This is a genomic window from Nostoc sp. S13, from assembly GCF_029379315.1.
Lineage (GTDB): Bacteria > Cyanobacteriota > Cyanobacteriia > Cyanobacteriales > Nostocaceae > Nostoc.
On sequence record NZ_JAQYWQ010000008.1, the window covers coordinates 97,304 to 116,393 of the forward strand.

The following is a 19,090-nucleotide window of genomic DNA, read 5'->3' on the forward strand; positions in this document are numbered from 1 at the left end:
CTTGGTATTAACATACGATATCAGCCGTAAGTTTATTAAAAACTTCCAGGATTGTCATCAAGTGCCAGCAAGAAATTAATCAGGTCTGTTTGCTGGTTGGAATTAAACCCAGCCTGTTTATCTACGTAGAAGTAATGACCTGTGCCATCAAGGTTACTACGCACTAAACTAGGGTTAGCTTTGTTGGCTTTCACAACTAAGGCACGAAGATCACGATCAACTAAGGCACGCAAGCTGCTAGCTGCATCGGCGGGTATACCTTGGCTTAGAGTGCCAGAAAGACCTAAGCCACTCTTGTTAACAACTGTGAAACTACCATTTGAGTCAACTTTCAGGCTTCCTGCCGCTACTGCTGCACCACCATCATGCAAATATGGTGCACTTACATAAAGACCACGCAAGGTAGTAGTTTTATAACCACCTTTTGGCAATATACCTTTGGGTAGAGTTGTGGGAGTATCGGAGATGCCCTGCGTTGGTAAATCTAGGACTTCAGCATTCGCAGGTATGGGAACGGGAGTATTAAAAGTGTATAACTTGGGTGGTACTAACAATTTATTCAGCGCCAAGTGAGATTCAGCACGGGCTGGGTTAGTATGAATTTCATCAATTGGATGAATTTTGTTGTCAGTGAAGAATGGTGGAATATGGCAAGTTGCACAATTGGCTTTCTCAAATACTTTTGCGCCACGTTTAACAGAATTGCTGTTCAACGCTTGCCAGTTTTCCGAAGTCTGGTTGGCAGGTGGTACTAAGCTATTTTGGAAAGCAGACATGGCATTGTCAGCAAATAAGAAAGTGCCGCTAGCAATATCACTGGGGTTTCCAGTATTTGGGCTGAAAACCAAACCGTTTAAAGTAAACAAACTGGGGCGCAGGTTTGGGTAGGTTCCTGTACCAGGGGCAGGAATTTGGTCTTCTAATTCTGCTTGTGTAGGATTCGGTGCGATCTTCCGCAGCCATTCAGAGGGTTTTACTATCACTCCTTCTGGTAAACGTAGACTCTTAACGGCAGCGTTTTGAAGAAATGTACCAATATAAACCTCTGGGTCAATACCAAGAGTATCTGCACTAAGTTGAGCAGCTGCCAACAGATTAATTTCTGAAGAGTGAACAGCATTATTAAGAAAGGTCAGTCCAGCAAATGGGCCAACGGCTCCTTCTCCTGATGCTGCATAAGGATGATTTTTAAACGTGAATAGACTGGGGATTTGAGTAGTGTCTCTAATGCCATCTGGTGAACTCTCGAAATGACCGAAAGGTACATCTAGTACAGCATCGTCGAAGGCTTTTTCTAACTTCTCAGGATCGGGTAGTTCTACCTTATTACCTTTACTGTCAATAATAGTCTTACCATTGCCTTTGTATTGTGGATCTAGGGGATTAAAGTTTAACCGTGCAAACCCTCCGGCTGTATTTGGTGCTAAGGCAATAAACAAAGGGATGGCTAGTTCCCCATTAGGTACTCCTGAAAGAGTTTTACCATCACTAGAAAGGCTTGTATGACAAAGCGCACAGGTAATGTTGCCACCATTAGGTGTGGTTCCTAGTGCAACACTCTGTCCCTTTTGAATTTTTAAACCTGTAGGAATAACAGTCCCTTTGGGAAAAGTTCGACTACCTATAGTTAAATTCTTCTGGAGAGTAATTTTTAGGTTTGTCGTTGATCGTCCGTGCAAATTAGCGATCGCTGCACCTATTTCATTTGATACAACATTGAAGCCTTGTCCTAAACCAAATACTCCTTGCAAACCAAATGTGTCGCCAATCTTACGGTTGAAGAATATATCTTCACCTTGCGCTATTAATTCTTGAGTAATTTTAACTGCTCCTACACGCTGATAAGAAATGGGATTATTAGGATTGAGTCCCTTATTTACAACTAGTTGTGATGCTTCTTGAGGACTTAGCAGTTTGCCGAAATAGTCGTAATAGCCTAGCGGTTGAGTCGGAGCAGGTTGCAAAAAGTCAATTTTTGCGAAAGCTGTCTGGCTTGTCATCAACCAATTTGATAACAAGATGCCAAAAACACTAATGATGAAAACGCAGATTAATAAGAAAATCTTGGTTTTTGAACGATAGAATACCCTAAAGACACGAGTCTTAGGGTGATTGTTTTTTTGTTTCATAGTAAGGTAGTGACTAAAAGCCTATAGGTAGGTATATCACACTCTTACGTAAATATATGTAATAGTGTGTTTAAGTTTTTTATCAAGTTGATAGCTGAACTAGTTGCTTATACTTTTATATATGGACATAAAGCGATCGCTCGACATTGAACCTAAAGGCTTGCCTTCCCTACCTCCAGACATTTTTTTAATTCGTTGAACTCAGGTTAAATTTAATGAATTCTCTCTCTAAGTAATTGTTCTTCTAAAGCAGCAATGCGATTGTATGCTGCTGTTAATTGCGCTGTCAGTCGTTGTATTTGAATTTCTGGTGTTATGTTATCTCCACGTTGACGATGCATGTCTAGATAAATGCCATCTGTCAATACATCCTTGTGTGTCATTTGTGGATTTAAACTGTTACGTCCTTTGAACTGGTAGTCCTCAGACGCGCCATTTTCCTGATAATTATCCTTTGCTTGTGTATTCGCTAAAGAACACTCCGAGAAAGCTTGAGTGACTTTACCATCAAGCTGCTCAATTATTTGGCACACGGCATCCAGTTTTTCGCTTAAAGTCAGGATCTGCTGCTGTAATAGCTCTATTTAATACCTTTATCCGTACATTTTCTCTATGTTATTCAATTTACTAGCAACCTTAATTATACTTAGGGATTATTTAAGTATTGATAATTTTTGGTAGAAATGTGACATTTAAATCATTAATTCTAAATACAAGTAAAGCTTGACCATAAGTACCACTAAGGAAATTTATGGAGAAAAATTAATATTTAGCTAGTGATTTGCCGAAAAACTCTGTAATTTGAGTCAAATATTCAAAATTATCGGTATTCCCAAGAAAAAATACCGATAATTTTTCAACTCCACTTTTTTAGCTAGTTAGCCTTTGGTGAATCTCTGCTTAATATTAGGTATAATCAAAAATCTCAAATCCAAAATCAATGGATCGACGGTCTTTTTTGCTAGGTACAGGCACACTGGCACTTTCACAACTGCTTTTTGGCTGTGGTGGAAACAACCAGAGGCAACTAAAAGTAGAGTTATTAAAAGGTTCTATACCTGGTCAGGTAGTTAATCAGTTCCAGAAAGGTTTGCAGCAACAGGTGGAGTTAAAGTTTGCTCCAGTTGAGCAGATAGAGGATTTATTTGAGCAATTACAACAAAATTGGCGGCAAAAACAACTAGAAGCTGCTAATCAGCAAAAACCGAGTCCCTTTTTCCAGTGGATACAGGATTTATTTGAGTCGATAAAAAATGGGCGGCGAAAACCAAAAGCTACTGATGCAGACCTAGTGACATTGGGAGATTACTGGCTAAAAGCAGCTATTGAGCAGAACCTGATTGAATCATTTGAAAAGGAAGAGGTAAACCAATTAAAGCACTGGTCTGCTTTGGATGAAAAGTGGAAGAAACTAGTAACGCGTAACGACAAAGGTGACTTGGATATTCAAGGAAAGGTGTGGGGTGCGCCTTACCGCTGGGGTAGCACGATGATTGTTTATAACCGTGACAAGTTTCAAGAATTAGGATGGACACCCAGAGATTGGAGTGATTTGTGGCGACATGGATTGCAGCAGCGCATTTCTCTACTCAATCAACCACGAGAAGTTGTTGGTTTGGTCTTAAAGAAGCTCGGAAAATCTTACAATACAGAAAATCTTGACCAAGTACCAGATTTAGAAAAGGAATTACAGATATTAAACCAACAGGTGAAGTTCTACAGTTCCAATAACTATTTGGAACCTCTAATTATGGGAGACACTTGGCTAGCGGTTGGTTGGTCGAGCGACATACTGCCAGTTCTGGGACGTTATCCACAACTTGCCGCAGTTATTCCCCAGTCAGGAACGGCTATTTGGGCAGACTTGTGGGTACGTCCCAAAGGTATTACTTGGGTAGGTTCCGAAGGTATTATTAGGGGTACTTTATCAAAGCAATGGATTGATTTTTGTTGGCAACCAAGCATAGCTAAACAAATTTCTGTACTCACCAAAAGTAATTCGCCAATTTCTACAAATATTACCGCTTCCGATATCCAAGAACCATTATGGAACCTCTTACACAGCGATGTCTACGATGGGCTACGCCTAGGCAAAGTTTTGGATAAAAGTGAATTTTTGCTTCCCTTACTCCCATCAGTAATAAAACAATACGAGTCTTTATTCGCCAAAATTAAGGTTTAATTGGGCATTGGGCATTGGGCATTGGGCATTGGGCATTGGGCATTGGGCATTGGGCATGGGGCATTGGGCATTGGGCATTGGGCATTGGGCATTGGGCATTGGGCATTGGGCATTGGGCAATTCAATTTTAGATTTTGGTGAAGCAGCGCGGGAACAGGGGAGCCAGTGCTTCAAGTCGGCGGAACCCCGCAACGCAGTGGCTCCCCATGAGCCAATACAGTTCAGTTAAGCATTTCTTGCTTCTCTTCCTTCTCTTCCTTTGCGACGGCAGTCGCTACAACTCTTAGCCACCCCCTTGCGGAGGTTCCCTCCGTTGGGGGGAGTGGCGTGGGAACCCCCCTTCGGGTTCACCAGTCGCCTACGGCGGGAAACCCGCCTACAGCGCTGGATTCACCGCAACGCGCTGCCTCTCCTTTGCGGTTCGTTAAAAAAATTGACTTTGACAAAGAGTTTTAGCCTTAACTGAACCCTATTGGTCTAATAGACTTATCCACAAATAAACCTCAAAATAGCTGAAACCCTTACATAGCTGGCTTTTTAGCTTATATAAAACAGGAACCTCTAAAACCCTCTCCAGAGCTAGGTTTCAGCCAAATAAAGTTCTCATTTCCGGATAAGTCTAATAGCCAATAAGTAATTTGCATAGATAAAATTGTAAATTTCCAAATTTCCGAGTCAGTTAGTCATTAGTAGGGGCGCTACTTGCGATTTGTTTACTACCCAAACCCCTAGCGACAGGCCTAGTGAAAGCACAAGCCGTTCGTATTGAGTAACTGAAGTTCCCAAACACTCCAAGATAAAGCTCAAAACCCATGACGAGAAAATTATTAACTGGACTGAGTTCAAAAGTCTACGAACACCCCTTCGATCGCAAAGCCTTGGCTTCTTTGCAAAATATGCCCGGTGTCTCCTTGCTACTCAAAAAAATTAATGAATACGGCATCGATCGCCTACTCAGGCTACAAAGCCTTGGTAGTGAAATTAGAATTTCGCCCCGTAATTTTCCCCAATTGTATCAAGCATTTGTAGAAACCTGCGAAATTCTTGATGTTGTTCCAGTTCCTGAACTGTATCTGTTTAGAGGCACAGGTCACATTGAAACCTACATTGTTGGGGTGGAAAAACCCCTTGTCGGTATCAATTTAGATGCAATGGAGTGGCTTGGCGCAGATGAGTTGCTTTACGTTTTCGGACACGAAGTCGCTCGCATCAAGAGTCAGCATATGGTTTATCACCAAATGGCAATTGTTATGCCAACTTTGAAAAATTTGTTGAGCAGTACCACACTGGGGGTAGGTGGTTTGGTAGCTAGTGGAATGGAACTGGGTTTGTATAATTGGCGGATGATGGCTAGATTCACTGCTGATCGGGCTGGTTTGCTGGCTTGTCAGGATATTGACGTCGCAACTATTACACTGATGAAACTTGCAGGTTTGCCAGATGAGTACTTGACTACTGCTGTAATCGAAGATTTTCTCGTCCAAGCCCGTGAGTTTGCATCCAATAGCTTTGATACTGTTGATAAAGTTACCAAAATATTAAGCTATACAGAACCCGGGCTTTCCTGGGTAGTTATGCGGGCTGGTGAGTTATTAAAATGGGTTGATTCAGGAGAATATGAGAATGTAATTCAACAGAAAAATTTAAAGACACCAGAAGAACCGGAAGAAAAAGAAGGAAAGACACCGGAAGAAAAGGAGGGGTGGAATTTTTTGACTTCTTGGTGATTATATTTTAAATTACCGATTTTAAATTAAATTTTTCAATTCAAAATAGGTTTGTGACGCTCAATGAATTGCTAATTAATGTGCTATCAGCAATTCCAAATCCTTTGATTGAGCATAGAGTCAGCCCCAACTCTTGGAGACGCTACGCGAACGGGGAAGTCAACCCCTTCGGGGAATTAAAAATTAAAAATTAAAAATTAAAAATTAATAATCCCCATAAATCAATTTAGCGCAAAGTCTGAGCGGAGGTTGACGACGCTCGCGGACTCGCTCTCCGTGGCGCTATCCGTTGGCACAGCCCGCCGCAGGCATCAGAACTTTGTAAGAGAGGGGCTTGTACCCTTTTCGTTTTCGGTCAAAGTTCCTGGTAAAGAATCAAGTTTCATCAATGATAGATTCGATTTGTTGAGAACCATGAAGAACAGCAAGAACATCAATTTGGTCAGACTTAATATAATAAATAATGCGATAAGAGCCTTCAATAACTTCTCTAATCTGCTTAGTTTCAAATTCTGGGATAATGCGACCCGACAATGGAAATTGAGCAATTTGCTCAGAGCGTTGAGTTAATCGCTCAACCAGTCTTTGAGGATAGTGAGGAGAATTTTGAAATATATAAGTATAAATAGATGATAAATGATTAACAGCTGTTTCTGTCCAAAAAACTTTCACGGTTGCAATCCAAATTTTGCACGTACTTCTTCAATAGAAACGACTCTTGCCGCTTCACTATCAGTTAATCCCGCTTCTATTGCTTGTCTTACATAAATTTCATACATTAAATCATCCCATGTAAAATTTTCTGGCAATTTGTCAATTAGCCGTCGTGCTTCTTCCTTGATATTTTTGATTTCCATAACATTCATTGACTACAATCACGTCTATCTGGTTATTATAGCGATTCTCCTCACTGATGTGATACTAAAGAATTTGCTAAACTCTAAATCATCATCAGGAGTAAGCGTGATGTTTCAAGCCTTACCAAAAACGATCGCTTTTGAAGAATTCCTCAATTGGAAGCCAGATGGCGGATGTTATGAACTACACGATGGGGTTATTGTTGAAATACAGCCAGTAGGAGATCATGAAGAGATTAATGGTTTTTTAGCGGGTGAAATAACTTTAGAGTTCAAATGATTAAAACTCCCTTACCTCATACCCAAGCAAGCACTGGTGAAAGTTCCTGACAAAGAATCAGGTTATTCGCCTGATGCGATCGTCATAAATCAAAAGAATCTTTCATCAGAACCGATGTGGAAAAAGTCTTCAACGGTTACTCAAGCTGCGTCCGTTCCCTTAGTTATCGAAGTCGTCAGCACTAATTGGAGGGATGATTATGCATCCAAGTTGGTTGACTACGAAACTTTTGGCGTTCCTGAATACTGGATTGTTGATTATTTAGCTTTGGGCGGTAGAAGGTACATAGGTAATCCCAAACAACCGACTATTTCCGTTTATTATTTGGTGGATGGTGAGTATCAAGTTAACCTGTTTCGGGGAAATGACCGCATCGTATCGCCTACATTCCCAGAATTAAATTTGACTGCTGAACAGATTTTTCAACCTGGGCGTTCAGAAAATCAATTATGATCGCAGTGCTGACACTCCCATAGGGCCACGAGTTACACCTAGCTGATTTTGCAGTTTCAACTCGCGCCATAGTTGGGAACCTGTAATCTCACCTTGCAATAATTGACTATAGCAATGTATTGTTTTACTCACTTGGTCTGAGGTTTCATTCACAAATTCAATCCGAAAGTGACGTAATCCCAGTTCTATGAGGCGCTGTACGTACTCTGCTCCGGTTTGAGCAGTGCTGTTAAATACAGTATTGCGGCAACCTACATCTGCTTTGAGAACGTGTTCACTGCCTACACGGTCTTTTAATTTCACTTCATGCTTTTCACAAGGTCGTCCACAGTTTGTGTAGTCTGTCCCTGTCGATAGAAAAGCACAAAAAACACAATGCTCCATATGAAACATCGGCATATGCTGATGGATTGTCACCTCAAACCACTGGGGTGGACAGCTGGTGAGCAGGTCTTGCAGTTGGGTAATATTCAGGTCATAGGATGCCGTCAACCTTTCCAAACCAAAGCGTTGCTGAAAGTAGTCTGCTGTTAAAGGATTAGCAACGTTAAGCGAAAAATCTCCGATATAACGGTCTGCTGCAAAGAATTGCAGTTGGTCATAGTTTCGTATTAAATAGCCATCTGCCTCACAAGCACGTACTTGCTGTAAAATCCAGTTTTCCCCTGGTTTAGTAATTCGAGGAGGTGCAACCCAAATTGTGAGGAGTGGGGATTGTTGCCTTTGTTTATGTACTAGCTGCACCGCTTCTCGGTAGGCGCGGAGGTCTTCAAATTCACAGTACAGTGTTTCAATACCAGCTTTCAGGGCGGCTTGGAGTTGCTTGAGGTTTCGTACCAAGACTATGAGTGAAGGAGATGTAGCTTTAGCTTCCCGCAGAGTAGGAAATGAGGGTAATGAGGAAGGGAGTAAGTCTTGGAAAGAGACATCATAACGTAATTGCCAGCGTTTGGATTGACTTCGCAATTCTTCCAACTGCACCACGATTTCCCGCCGCATCCGGTTCAACTCACTTACAGGTAGCATAACAGTACTAGTGAGATAGTTGGTTAGCGTTCCCAAACAGAAAGGTGTGTTACCGAGACGACCGAATTGTTCTTGTAAACGCTCTGTGTCTAGGGGTTTAGTGTGCGCTTCAAGCAGTGAAATTGCAGACTCAATTTGTACAATATTACCAAGTTGATCACGAGCGATCGCAATCAATGGCTGACCAACTTCTCCATAAACTTCTATATTAATGGGACGCTGAAATTGTGGGTTATCGCCAGCAAAACTCTGACGCAGTTGCTTATCTAATTCTGGATCACTGGTTTTCCAAATGCGATCGCCTATATGCACCCGCCGCAGGTTCAAGTCATTTCGACCAAAGGTTAGCATAGTTTCTTTACCTTTGGACACCACAGCATAAACCCGGCCGCCTTCTTCCTTGGCCTCTGGATGACCGCAGTCAAACACAATTCCATCTCCTGGTTTGACAGGCGCTTCCAGTTTGACTGTTACCTGTTCGTTGTGGATGCGGGTGACTTCACCTAAATAAACCCCACGTTTTTTACCAAAGCGGGCGTGAACTAGTTCTTGATTATTAATCCCGCCAAACCAGCCCGTGTAGAGTCCGCGAGAAAATGCCATTTCTAAGTTGTAATGTTCTTGATTTGTTTGACCTCTCCCCCAACCCCTCTTTGAAACGGAGAGGGGAGCTTTTATTCCCCCTTCCCTTGTAGGAAAGGGGGTTAGGGGGTTAGGTCTTTCCAATTTCTCCATCACCCCATCCAGGGCTTGCCGATAAACACGGGTGACATTAGCAACATACTCTGGAGCTTTCAGACGACCTTCAATTTTGAGACAAGTTACGCCTGATTTCACTAAATCTGGTAAAACATCTAACCCTGCTAAGTCTTGAGGACTAAGTAAATATTTGCGTTCTTTTAAATTCACAACTTCCCCATCAGCGATTAAATCGTAGGGCATCCGGCAAGCTTGGGCACATTCGCCTCGGTTGGCAGAACGTCCGCCTAAAGCCTCACTAGTCAAGCACTGACCGGAATACGCCACGCACAAAGCACCGTGAACAAAGACTTCCAAGGGCAGCGAAGCTTCTTGTTGGGCAATCTGCTGCTGAATTTTATTGATTTCCTGAAGAGAACATTCACGCGCCAGCACCACCAATTGACAGCCGAGGGACTTGGCAAATTCCACCCCAGCCGCACTGGTGATCGTCATTTGCGTGGAAGCATGGATGGGAAAATCAGGTGATAGATGACGGATGAGACGGCATATACCCACATCTTGGACAATCACCGCATCCACACCTGCTGCAATAATTGTGCGGAGATATTGCTGCGCTTCTGCTAGTTCTTTGGGAAATATTAGTGTGTTGACAGTGACATAACCCTTTACGCCCCGACGGTGCAGAAATGTCATCAATTGGGGTAAGTCTGCCTCAGTAAAATTTTGTGCCCGCATTCTGGCGTTAAACCGATCCAAACCGAAGTAAATCGCATCTGCCCCATTTTCCACAGCAGCTTTAGCACAGTCCCAATTACCTGCTGGCGCGAGTAGTTCAGGACGTTGAGGGGATAGTTGGGAAAGGGAGATATTGCTTTTCATCAGATTTAGGGAGGGTTAACTAGCACCATAGTGATTTTATCTAAGTTGTCGAGGAATGGTGGGAAAGGGTAGCTAGAGGCGATCGCTATTTAAAATTAACAGAAGTTCAATAATTCCTTATGACTGTTTTTAAGTATTTTCCTTAATAATTTTAGATTTTCTTATTTTACTTATTACTTATTTCAGTAAATATGCGGTAATAGATATAGATTTATGCAAACTATTATAGATTAAGTATTTTGGGAATTTTCTAATCTAAATTTTGAGAATTTTCAATTAAATACATTACAAGATATATACAGATGAAAGTATATGGAACAGCCACTTGTATCTATTGTAATTGCAACATATAATAGAGCCTCAAGTTTACGTAGCTATAGTTTTCCAGCGATCGCTAAACTCAACTATCCAAACTATGAGGTAGTAATAGTTGATGATGCCTCAACAGACGATACACAAAGTTTTCTCAAGACTGGTGACGAGAATATAAAAAACCTTCTTGTTCTAAGGAATAATCAAAACAAAGGAGCTTGCTTTTCTAGAAATCTCGGTGTTGCTCACACCAAAGGTAAGATTATTGTCCTAATGGACGACGATGTAAGTCCATTCCCTGATTGCTTTAATGAATTAATTAAAGTCTACACAGAAGATCCAGATGTGATGACTATTTGGGGATGTATTTACGAACAAGGTGGTTCTAGCAAAGGAACAATAACATTTGGTACTGGTAGCCTCTGGTCATTACGACGAGAAATGTTTGATCATTTTCGCTTCGATACAAATCTTCGATATTTTAGAAGCAGTGCTTGCGACGAACACGAGTTAGCACGACGAATACAAAAGCATGGTTTTAAGATTATTAAGGCTAAAACAGTCAAAGCAGATCATTTCCAGGCTCCTGCTGAAAATAGAATCTGGAGAGGACTAGGCGGAGATTTGAATTATCTTTATGAAAAGTTGAAATATGGATCTGTTCTCCAGTACTATGCATTGTTAATTCTTGGGTTTATATTGATACTAAAACGACTACTGCCAAAAGTAGAGTTGAATAAAAGCTTTAATAATCATCCTTATCATCAAGTTCTACAAACACCGAATCGTCTATTTTTATTTATCAAAAAGCGAGAATTTTATCTAGCTGGAAAATTGTTGTTTTATATTATGGTAGATATTCCATTCAGAGCTAAAACGAAGGAAATTGGCGAATCATTTGCTAAAACCTATAGCACTAAATGGCCTGCATGATATTGTCTGTCTTCTGCTTAGTTTATCTAGTTGATAGGATTTTACCAAATCAAACAGACTACCCCACTAAAATTTCATTCTTTAGCATCAGTGCTTTCAGCTTTTGGTTCAACAGGCTTAAAATCATACTAGAGGAATTGCTAAAACATTTATAGCAATTCCGGCATCAGCAAGCTTGAAGATTGATGGCTATTATACTGTCAGTGCCAGCGTTATTGAGTATGAATCCTTACCAAAATCTGATCAGAGTGGAATGCCAACTTATCCGATTCCAGTAATGCTGATTGGGAGATTAGCTGTAGATAATTCGGTTAAAGGACAAGGTTTGGGAGGCAAATTGTTAGTTGATGCTCTCTATCGTGCTGTTCGTGCTTCTCAATAAATTAGAATATATGCTGTCAGAGGTGATGCTATCGATTTGCAAGCAAAGGAATTTTATCTCAAGTATGAGTTTATTCCTTTTCAAGACAATTAACTCTCACTATTTCTGCCGATAGCAACGATAGTTAGAGAGTTTAGTTGCTTTGGACACGCTACACCAACGTAAAGGTCCTGTAATAATAAATAGACATTCATTCTTCTAACTCCTCTTTGCAACTTTCAGCAGCTTGGCGTAGTGCGAGGAATGCCTCTTTTAAAGGTTGGCTTACAGCACTGTCAGGTTCATCAAGTACTAATTGTTGATATGCCTCCAAAAAAACCATTCGTAATCGATGGAAAAGATGTAGGAAATGACGAATAAAACTGATACAATCCAGAACTACAAGTTCAATTCCACCTGTTTGTTCATAAATGCCTGAAGCATATTCTTGAACAGATTGATCAATCAAGTATGTAGTTATAAAGATATAGTTGTCAATATTTTGACGAGAATTTCTAATTTTCTGGATGGCACGGTTAATATCATCCACCGTAACCTTCTTCATTTTCATTTCATAGCTAGTAATTACATTCTCTTCGTTGAGAAGTATAATTTCTACATCTCCAAGTGCCCCTGTTTGCTCATCCGCAGCATTATGGCTTGCAAGAACTAGATGGCTTTGTCCCAAATAAGCTGAAGCCGCTTGGTAAGCAGCAGCTACAATCAGAACAGGCAAGCGACTAGAATGACGACAGTTCAAGTGCTGCTCAATCAACTTGACAATTGTTTCAGTAGAGAGCGGAGTCCCACCTTCAACTGTTCTCAAATCTGCCAGCAGACTAGCAATACGTTGACGCTTTTCGTTTTTAACGATTAAAAGATATCTGATAGTTTCGGCAAGCATATCTTCAGCTAAGACTCTACCTGAATAAACGTCATCAAGCAGGTAAAGTACAGTTTTGTAAAGAATTGGAGGTTTGCCGACTAAATTTACTTCAGGTGTAAGAAAAATATTTCGATTACGCAGTGCTGGAGTGAGGAAAGCCGTTGTTGGGTTACATGGTAATTCGTGTTTATTAATAAAGCTCGTAATATATCTTTCATCGTATGTCCGGCCTGAATAACAGTCTAAACCACCAATTTCGGTATAGGGTTTGCGAATATCTAGATTTGGTTTATGAGATTTTGCCAAACAACAGGCTAACAGCAATCGAACACCCGCTCGATTTTGAGGGTTACGACACACAAATTCCACATTACTAGAGATAGCAGTATCATCTATAACTGGTTGTGTCAAATCGAAAACAACCCTTTCAAAAGCTAAATCAAGGATAGCTGCTGGGGTTGACATTGAGATTTTGCCTGTTGTGTCTGAGTGCTATTAACAGTATTTTTTGTAATATCGTCTAGCGCATAATTTACCCACAGGGTTTCCGTTCGCAATCCTTTTGTAGAATGGCAAACTTTAGTGGGTGCTTCGATGCTTTTCCAATCACTATAAAGTTCTTCCATAAGAGAGCATTGATAACTTGAGATAGCAACTTTGCCTTTGATATTATGAAGAATATTACTCAGTTCCCGATGTTGTTCATCTGTCATCTCATAAGCGTAAGCTTGACGATCGCCTCTTGAAGCATGTGGATACGGAGGATCGCAATAAAACAAAGTCTCTTCAGAATCGTAGCGTTGAATCACTTTAATTGCTGAGTCATGCTCAATCTGAACTCGTAAAAGTCTTTGAACAATCCCAGGCAAATCTTCTACACTTCCTAACCATCTGGAAACTGCACCAGCCATCCCTGCACGGCTTGTTAGTTTACAGTGTGCCCACCTACCAGAACTTGCCTTCTGTGCTAACCCAGTTCTAACCTGTCTAGCTCTGATGAAGAATCGTCTAGCTCTTTCAAAATCAGATAAATCTTGGGTAGGCTCAGAGATTGCTATCTCGAATTCTTCACGAGAAAAGGGAGTCAGACCAATAGCTTCAATTAAACTTTCTTTTTGCTCCCTCAATACACGAAAAAAGTTTACTAATTCACCATCAAAGTCATTGTACGTTTCTAATGGTGAAGGATGACGATTGAGCAAAACTGCCGCTGAACCTCCAAATGGTTCACAGTAATGTTGGGCATTTGGTAATAGAGGTAAAAGCCAATCAAGATGGCTGAACTTCCCACCATACCAGCCAAAAGCTATCAGCTTGGTTTTACCCATTTTTTTATCCTTGTAGAGTAGGCTTCTAATCTTTAAAAAGAGGTCTAAAATACTATGGCACAAAAGTATGAAATCAGCGATATCTTCTGTACGAGACCCTATGCGTAGCTTGCTTGCCCGTAGGGGTACACTGTTAGTCTAAATTCTTAACCCCCGACAATTGGGCTGTTTTCTGATGACTGACGGTAACAATCCGCTTTTTTGGTCAGTTTAGCCGGTAAATTAGATGTAGGGCGTAAAAAATAAACTAAATCAAAGCGATGTCTAACGACAAGCCGCAAGGCGTGTGCGCTTCTTATTTTGCATCTATCGTCGGGGAAGAAAATGCTGTTTGCCTTTGGGAAAATATCGAACTAGGTCAGCAAAAACGTATCCAACAGGCTATAGCTTCTGGAAATTCACCCAGTTGTATCGTCTATCCCCGCAGCCAAGAACAGCTAGCTGCTGTCATCGCCACAGCTCACACAAACAACTGGCGCGTCCTCTCCTGTGGTAGTGGCAGTAAACTCAGCTGGGGCGGTTTAGTTAAGGGCGTTGATGTCGTAGTCAGTACAGAACGCATCAACCAACTGATTGAACACGCTGTTGGGGATTTCACTGTCACGGTAGAAGCTGGGATGAAATTCTCTCATCTCCAAGCACTTTTAGGAAAGTCGCGGCAATTTCTTGCCATTGACCCCACAGCCCCAGAGTCGGCAACCATTGGCGGTATTGTCGCCACCGGTGATACAGGTTCTCTGCGGCAACGTTATGGTAGTGTGCGCGACCAGTTACTAGGTATTACCTTTGTGCGTGCTGATGGACAAGTCGCCAAAGCTGGGGGAAGAGTAGTCAAAAATGTTGCCGGATATGACTTGATGAAGTTGCTTACTGGGTCTTATGGCACATTAGGAGTTATTAGTCAACTAACTTTTCGCCTGTATCCGCTACCAGAAGCATCGGGCACGGTGGTACTAACAGGCAGTGCAGAGGCTGTGTCTCAAGCTGCTAATATCCTTCGAGGTTCGGCGTTAACACCAGTCCAGGCTGATTTGCTATCAACTAAACTGGTGTCCAGCTTAGGTTTGGGTCAAGGACTAGGATTAATTGCCCGCTTTCAAAGTATTAATGAGAGTGTTAAGGAACAGTCAAACCGAGTTTTGGAAGTAGGGCAAAAGTTAGGTTTAGATGGGGCAATTTTTGCAGATGATGATGAAGTTACTCTATGGCAGAGATTGCAAGAACGAATACATACTACTGCTACAGAATCAGTAATTACCTGCAAAATAGGAGTGTTACCGACTGCTGCCGTAGAAATTTTGACCCAGGTAGAGTTGGGTTTAATTCATATAAGTAGTGGTTTGGGTTTGTTACAATTAGAGGATAAAAATCAGGTTTTGAAAGTGCGCGACGAGCTAGGCTCTGCCAAAAGCGATGCCTACGGCGGGCTACGCCTACGCACTCAAGCTCATAGAGGTTTTTTAACAATATTGTCAGCACCAGTGACGGTTAAACAACAAATAGATGTTTGGGGCTACACGGAAAATGCTTTGCCATTGATGCGCCGTATTAAGGAACAGTTTGATAGTAAGAATATTTTAAGTCCTGGTCGGTTTGTGGGTGGGATTTAATTTTAACGTAGACGCGGAGCGGCTTCCCGCAGGGTACCGCAGAGACGTTGAGGGCGCTGAGATAGAGAGGAGAAAGAGAGAAATATGCAAGTTTCAGAAAATTCTGTTAATAATACGGCTAGTTTAAAGAATTTGAAAGGGTTTGATGAGAATCATCCACCTGACCCAAAATTGATTGATAGTTGTGTACATTGTGGATTTTGTCTCTCGACTTGTCCCAGTTATCGGGTGCTTGGGAAGGAGATGGATTCTCCTAGGGGACGTATCTATTTAATGGATGCAATTAATCAGGGTGAGATTGCCCTGAATACAGCCACGGTAGAACATTTTGATTCTTGTTTGGGCTGTCTTGCTTGTGTGAGTACTTGTCCTTCTGGTGTGCAATATGACAAATTGATTTCTGCAACTCGTCATCAAGTTGAACGAAATTATCCCCGCAGTTTGCCAGACCGATTTTTTCGTCAATTGATATTTTCTCTGTTTCCCTATCCTAAACTTTTACGGATTTTATTAGTTCCGTTATTAGTTTATCAAAAGTTGGGATTTGCCAAATTATTTCGCGCTACGGGTTTACTCAAGAAAATATCGCCCCGTTTGGCAGCAATGGAATCTATTCTGCCAGAAATTACTCTCAAATCTTTTCAAGATAACTTACCTGCTGTTATTCGCGCCAAAGGTGAGAAACGGTATCGAGTCGGGGTAATTTTAGGTTGCGTACAACGGCTGTTTTTCTCCTCAGTGAATGAAGCAACTGTACGAGTTTTAACAGCAAATGGTTGTGAAGTTGTGATTCCAAAATCTCAAGGTTGTTGTGCAGCGCTTCCCGAACACCAAGGACAAGCAGAACAGGCGAAAGCTTTAGCAAGGCAGATGATTGATAGTTTTGCTAATACTGATGTAGATTTCGTAATTATCAATGCTGCTGGTTGCGGTCATACTTTGAAGGAATACGGTCACATTTTAGAAGATGACCCAGAATATCGGGAAAAGGCAAAGGATTTTGCCGCTAAGGTTAAAGATGCTCAAGAATTTTTGGCAACTGTTGGATTAACAGCAAAACTATCGCCACTAACTGATAAACCCTTGAATTTAGTTTATCAAGATGCTTGTCATTTATTGCATGGACAAAAGATTAGCGTACAACCGCGTCAGGTATTGCGACAAATTCCAGGTGTGAAGTTGAGAGAACCAATAGATGCAGCTTTATGTTGTGGCAGCGCTGGGGTTTATAATATGCTGCAACCTGATGTTTCTGAGGAATTGGGTCAGCAAAAAGTGCAGAATTTGTTGAATACTGGTGCTGAGTTAATTGCTTCTGCTAATCCGGGGTGTACTTTGCAAATTACTAAACATTTGCAGTTGCAAGGTAAAAAGATTGCAGTTATTCACCCGATAGAGTTGTTGGATTATTCGATTCGGGGTGAAAAGTTGGAATTGTAAATATTTCTTCTGGGCTGGGCGTCTTGTCATTGATTTTAAAGCAAAGAGCCAAAGCTACGTTTTTAATCCTAGTTTTTACTCCCCTCCTCGCTTGCGGAGAGGGGTTGGGGGTGGGGTTCATCTGAATTCTGTTTAATTAAGCAGACATAAATAATCAGTCAATCTAAGAGGATGTTTTAAAAGTAGTTTGCTGTGATTTTAGGCACTTATTGTTCCCCCCTAGCCCCCCTTAAAAAGGGGGGAACCGGAATCAAAATCCCCCTTAAAAAGGTGGATTTAGGGAGAACTAAAACGTTTTGTTACCGAGAAGAGGACTTTTAAAACATCCTCTAAAGAAGTTTTTCCGAAATAGCGGCTTTGTCGTCTGTATAATCACTGAAATGGGCAAGAGCGTCAGGCTGATTTCAGGTGATTTGTGATGAAACTAGATTTAGTTAGGTTTTTTCAGGCTTGCAACCCTAGCAAGACTCTGGTTGTGAGCAAACCGGAAGATAGACAGTATTATATTGATTTTTCCAAAGTTCGTGGTGCCAAGATTATTGAGGAATTAGGGCGAACTATTACCCGCCTTTCACCTGAAGAAGCTACCTGTCAATTATTTACCGGACATATCGGCTGTGGCAAATCCACTGAGTTACTGCGGCTAAAAGCAGAATTAGAGCAGCAGGGATTTCATGTGGTTTATTTTGAGTCTAGCCAAAGCCTGGATATGGCTGATATTGATATTACAGATATTTTATTAGCAGTAGCTCGTGAGGTGAGTCAAAGCCTGGAAGCAATAAAAATTAACCTTAAACCAGGATACTTTAAAAATCTATTTACAGAAATTGCTGAGTTTTTGCAAACGCCGCTAAATATTGGGGTTGAGGCTCAATTATCTGTAGGTATTGCCAAGATTACTGCCAAAACTAAAGATAGTCCCAAACTTCGCGGTCAGTTACGGCAATATTTAGAACCGCGCACCAATGGCATTTTAGAATCAATTAACAAAGAATTGCTCAAGCCTGCTATAGAAAACCTCAAGCAGCAAGGTAAAAAAGGACTGGTGGTAATTGTCGATAATCTCGACAGAGTGGATAATTCTCAAAAACCTTCCGGTCATTACCAGCCAGAATATCTCTTTGTGGAACGCGGTGAACAGTTAAACCAGCTAAATTGTCATGTTGTTTATACTATTCCCCTAGTGTTGATTTTTTCCAACGCTTTAGGAAGGCTAACAAATCGCTTTGGCGTAGACCCCAAGGTTTTGCCAATGGTTCCTGTGCAAGTACAGGATGGTTCGCAATTCTCACAGGGAATTACGCTGCTGCAACAGATGGTTATGGCGAGGGCTTTTCCTGGTGTCAGTTGGGAACAAAGCCGGAATTTAATTACTGAGGTTTTTGATAGTCCTGATACTTTAGAAAGACTGTGCTTAGTTAGCGGCGGTCATTTGCGTAATTTGCTGATGTTATTATTTCGCTGTCTTCAGCAAGAAGACCCACCTCTGTCGCGTGAGTGTTTAAATAGGGTGATTAAACAACGCCGCAATGAACTAACTTTAGCAATTACGCCCGATGAATGGGAATTACTGCATGAAGTGGCGCAAGAGAAAAGCTTGAGAGGTCATGAAAGATACGAACTTTTGCTCCGCAGTATGTTTGTATTTGAATACCGCGATGAGGATGGGTCGTGGTTTGATATCAATCCGATTTTGGCAGAAGCCAAGGAATTTAGGTTATAAATCGGCAATAAAGGTGTACAACTGTACCCCTTACCGTATCAGGTTTTTTGTTAAATGTTATAAGGTTAACCATCTCAGTCGTGACGGGAGCGGTCTAAGTCGTGACGGGAGCGGTCTAAGTCGTGACGGGAGCGGTCTCAGTCGTGATGGGAGCGGTATCAGTCGTGACGGGAGCGGTATCAGTCGTGACGGGAGCGGTCTGAGTCGTGACGGGAGCGGTCTCAGTCGTGATGGGAGCGGTATCAGTCGTGACGGGAGCGGT

Annotated in this window: 16 protein-coding genes and 1 pseudogene; 9 read left to right on the forward strand and 8 right to left on the reverse strand. The window is 41.5% G+C overall.

Annotated elements, in window-relative coordinates; genetic code table 11:
• Window positions 1–35: 35 nt before the first annotated feature.
• Both PUQ00_RS04780 and PUQ00_RS04785 read right to left on the reverse strand, forming a co-directional pair.
• A complete protein-coding gene (locus PUQ00_RS04780; protein WP_300413662.1) occupies window positions 36–2,000 on the reverse strand; it encodes a di-heme oxidoredictase family protein in 1,965 nt (654 codons plus the stop codon).
• A gap of 341 nt (window positions 2,001–2,341) precedes the next feature.
• Entirely contained in the window at window positions 2,342–2,713 is a 372-nt protein-coding gene (locus PUQ00_RS04785) for a hypothetical protein (RefSeq protein WP_300413708.1), read from the reverse strand.
• 356 nt (window positions 2,714–3,069) lie between these two features.
• Between PUQ00_RS04785 and PUQ00_RS04790 the strand changes: the two genes are divergently transcribed.
• Window positions 3,070–4,311, forward strand: coding sequence for an extracellular solute-binding protein (locus tag PUQ00_RS04790; protein WP_300413664.1), 1,242 nt, complete (start codon window positions 3,070–3,072; stop codon window positions 4,309–4,311).
• Here PUQ00_RS04790 and PUQ00_RS04795 read toward each other — a convergent pair.
• The gene (locus tag PUQ00_RS04795; RefSeq protein WP_300413666.1) at window positions 4,288–4,431 is read right to left on the reverse strand and encodes a hypothetical protein; all 144 of its coding nucleotides are present in this window, start codon (window positions 4,429–4,431) and stop codon (window positions 4,288–4,290) included. The genes PUQ00_RS04790 and PUQ00_RS04795 overlap by 24 nt on opposite strands.
• Before the next feature lie 207 nt (window positions 4,432–4,638).
• Between PUQ00_RS04795 and PUQ00_RS04800 the strand changes: the two genes are divergently transcribed.
• Together PUQ00_RS04800 and PUQ00_RS04805 are read left to right on the forward strand one after the other, a co-directional pair.
• Window positions 4,639–4,767, forward strand: a complete 129-nt coding sequence (locus PUQ00_RS04800) for a hypothetical protein (protein ID WP_300413668.1) — start codon at window positions 4,639–4,641, stop codon at window positions 4,765–4,767.
• A 356-nt stretch (window positions 4,768–5,123) separates the two neighbouring features.
• Window positions 5,124–6,038 (forward strand): M48 family metallopeptidase, encoded by a 915-nt coding sequence (locus PUQ00_RS04805; RefSeq protein WP_300413670.1) that lies wholly within the window; start codon window positions 5,124–5,126, stop codon window positions 6,036–6,038.
• Window positions 6,039–6,413: 375 nt separating this feature from the next.
• Here the strand turns inward: PUQ00_RS04805 and PUQ00_RS04810 are convergent, their stop codons facing one another.
• Window positions 6,414–6,710, reverse strand: coding sequence for a type II toxin-antitoxin system RelE/ParE family toxin (locus PUQ00_RS04810; protein WP_300413672.1), 297 nt, complete (start codon window positions 6,708–6,710; stop codon window positions 6,414–6,416).
• Window positions 6,707–6,895 carry a hypothetical protein gene (locus PUQ00_RS04815; RefSeq protein ID WP_300413674.1) on the reverse strand — a complete coding sequence of 63 codons (189 nt, stop codon included), beginning with the start codon at window positions 6,893–6,895 and terminating at the stop codon, window positions 6,707–6,709. The genes PUQ00_RS04810 and PUQ00_RS04815 overlap by 4 nt, the downstream gene beginning before the upstream one ends.
• Window positions 6,896–7,004: 109 nt before the next feature.
• Here PUQ00_RS04815 and PUQ00_RS04820 point away from each other — a divergent pair.
• A pseudogene (locus PUQ00_RS04820) lies at window positions 7,005–7,628 on the forward strand (Uma2 family endonuclease).
• Here the strand turns inward: PUQ00_RS04820 and PUQ00_RS04825 are convergent.
• Window positions 7,623–10,235: a U32 family peptidase gene (locus PUQ00_RS04825; protein WP_300413677.1), complete on the reverse strand. Its 2,613-nt coding sequence runs from the start codon at window positions 10,233–10,235 to the stop codon at window positions 7,623–7,625. The pseudogene PUQ00_RS04820 and the gene PUQ00_RS04825 overlap by 6 nt on opposite strands.
• Window positions 10,236–10,547: 312 nt before the next feature.
• Here PUQ00_RS04825 and PUQ00_RS04830 point away from each other — a divergent pair, with 312 nt between their 5' ends.
• Both PUQ00_RS04830 and PUQ00_RS04835 read left to right on the forward strand, forming a co-directional pair.
• Entirely contained in the window at window positions 10,548–11,480 is a 933-nt protein-coding gene (locus PUQ00_RS04830; RefSeq protein ID WP_300413679.1) for a glycosyltransferase family 2 protein, read from the forward strand.
• A gap of 175 nt (window positions 11,481–11,655) precedes the next feature.
• Window positions 11,656–11,862, forward strand: a complete 207-nt coding sequence (locus PUQ00_RS04835) for a hypothetical protein (RefSeq protein ID WP_300413681.1) — start codon at window positions 11,656–11,658, stop codon at window positions 11,860–11,862.
• 190 nt (window positions 11,863–12,052) lie between these two features.
• Here PUQ00_RS04835 and PUQ00_RS04840 read toward each other — a convergent pair whose 3' ends face one another.
• The gene (locus tag PUQ00_RS04840) at window positions 12,053–13,192 is read right to left on the reverse strand and encodes a restriction endonuclease, SacI family (protein ID WP_300413683.1); all 1,140 of its coding nucleotides are present in this window, start codon (window positions 13,190–13,192) and stop codon (window positions 12,053–12,055) included.
• Complete coding sequence (locus PUQ00_RS04845) at window positions 13,162–14,055, reverse strand: DNA adenine methylase (RefSeq protein WP_300413685.1); 894 nt, start codon at window positions 14,053–14,055, stop codon at window positions 13,162–13,164. Before PUQ00_RS04845 ends, PUQ00_RS04840 begins: the two co-directional genes overlap by 31 nt.
• A gap of 260 nt (window positions 14,056–14,315) precedes the next feature.
• Here PUQ00_RS04845 and PUQ00_RS04850 point away from each other — a divergent pair, with 260 nt between their 5' ends.
• The 3 genes from PUQ00_RS04850 (at window position 14,316) to PUQ00_RS04860 (ending at window position 18,828) form a co-directional block, all read left to right on the forward strand.
• A complete protein-coding gene (locus tag PUQ00_RS04850) occupies window positions 14,316–15,665 on the forward strand; it encodes an FAD-binding oxidoreductase (protein ID WP_300413687.1) in 1,350 nt (449 codons plus the stop codon).
• 84 nt (window positions 15,666–15,749) lie between these two features.
• Window positions 15,750–17,105 carry a heterodisulfide reductase-related iron-sulfur binding cluster gene (locus PUQ00_RS04855; protein ID WP_300413689.1) on the forward strand — a complete coding sequence of 452 codons (1,356 nt, stop codon included), beginning with the start codon at window positions 15,750–15,752 and terminating at the stop codon, window positions 17,103–17,105.
• 418 nt (window positions 17,106–17,523) lie between these two features.
• Window positions 17,524–18,828 (forward strand): P-loop NTPase fold protein, encoded by a 1,305-nt coding sequence (locus tag PUQ00_RS04860; RefSeq protein ID WP_300413691.1) that lies wholly within the window; start codon window positions 17,524–17,526, stop codon window positions 18,826–18,828.
• The last annotated feature ends 262 nt before the right edge of the window (window positions 18,829–19,090 follow it).

Coding starts and splice junctions, on each gene's coding strand:
- PUQ00_RS04855 (WP_300413689.1), top strand. CDS start 15,750: ATGCAAGTTTCAGAAAATTCTGTTAATAATACGGCTAGTTTAAAGAAT.
- PUQ00_RS04840 (WP_300413683.1), bottom strand. CDS start 13,192: ATGTCAACCCCAGCAGCTATCCTTGATTTAGCTTTTGAAAGGGTTGTT.
- PUQ00_RS04780 (WP_300413662.1), bottom strand. CDS start 2,000: ATGACAAGCCAGACAGCTTTCGCAAAAATTGACTTTTTGCAACCTGCT.
- PUQ00_RS04845 (WP_300413685.1), bottom strand. CDS start 14,055: ATGGGTAAAACCAAGCTGATAGCTTTTGGCTGGTATGGTGGGAAGTTC.
- PUQ00_RS04790 (WP_300413664.1), top strand. CDS start 3,070: ATGGATCGACGGTCTTTTTTGCTAGGTACAGGCACACTGGCACTTTCA.
- PUQ00_RS04805 (WP_300413670.1), top strand. CDS start 5,124: ATGACGAGAAAATTATTAACTGGACTGAGTTCAAAAGTCTACGAACAC.
- PUQ00_RS04860 (WP_300413691.1), top strand. CDS start 17,524: ATGAAACTAGATTTAGTTAGGTTTTTTCAGGCTTGCAACCCTAGCAAG.
- PUQ00_RS04815 (WP_300413674.1), bottom strand. CDS start 6,895: ATGGAAATCAAAAATATCAAGGAAGAAGCACGACGGCTAATTGACAAA.
- PUQ00_RS04830 (WP_300413679.1), top strand. CDS start 10,548: ATGGAACAGCCACTTGTATCTATTGTAATTGCAACATATAATAGAGCC.
- PUQ00_RS04825 (WP_300413677.1), bottom strand. CDS start 10,235: ATGAAAAGCAATATCTCCCTTTCCCAACTATCCCCTCAACGTCCTGAA.
- PUQ00_RS04850 (WP_300413687.1), top strand. CDS start 14,316: ATGTCTAACGACAAGCCGCAAGGCGTGTGCGCTTCTTATTTTGCATCT.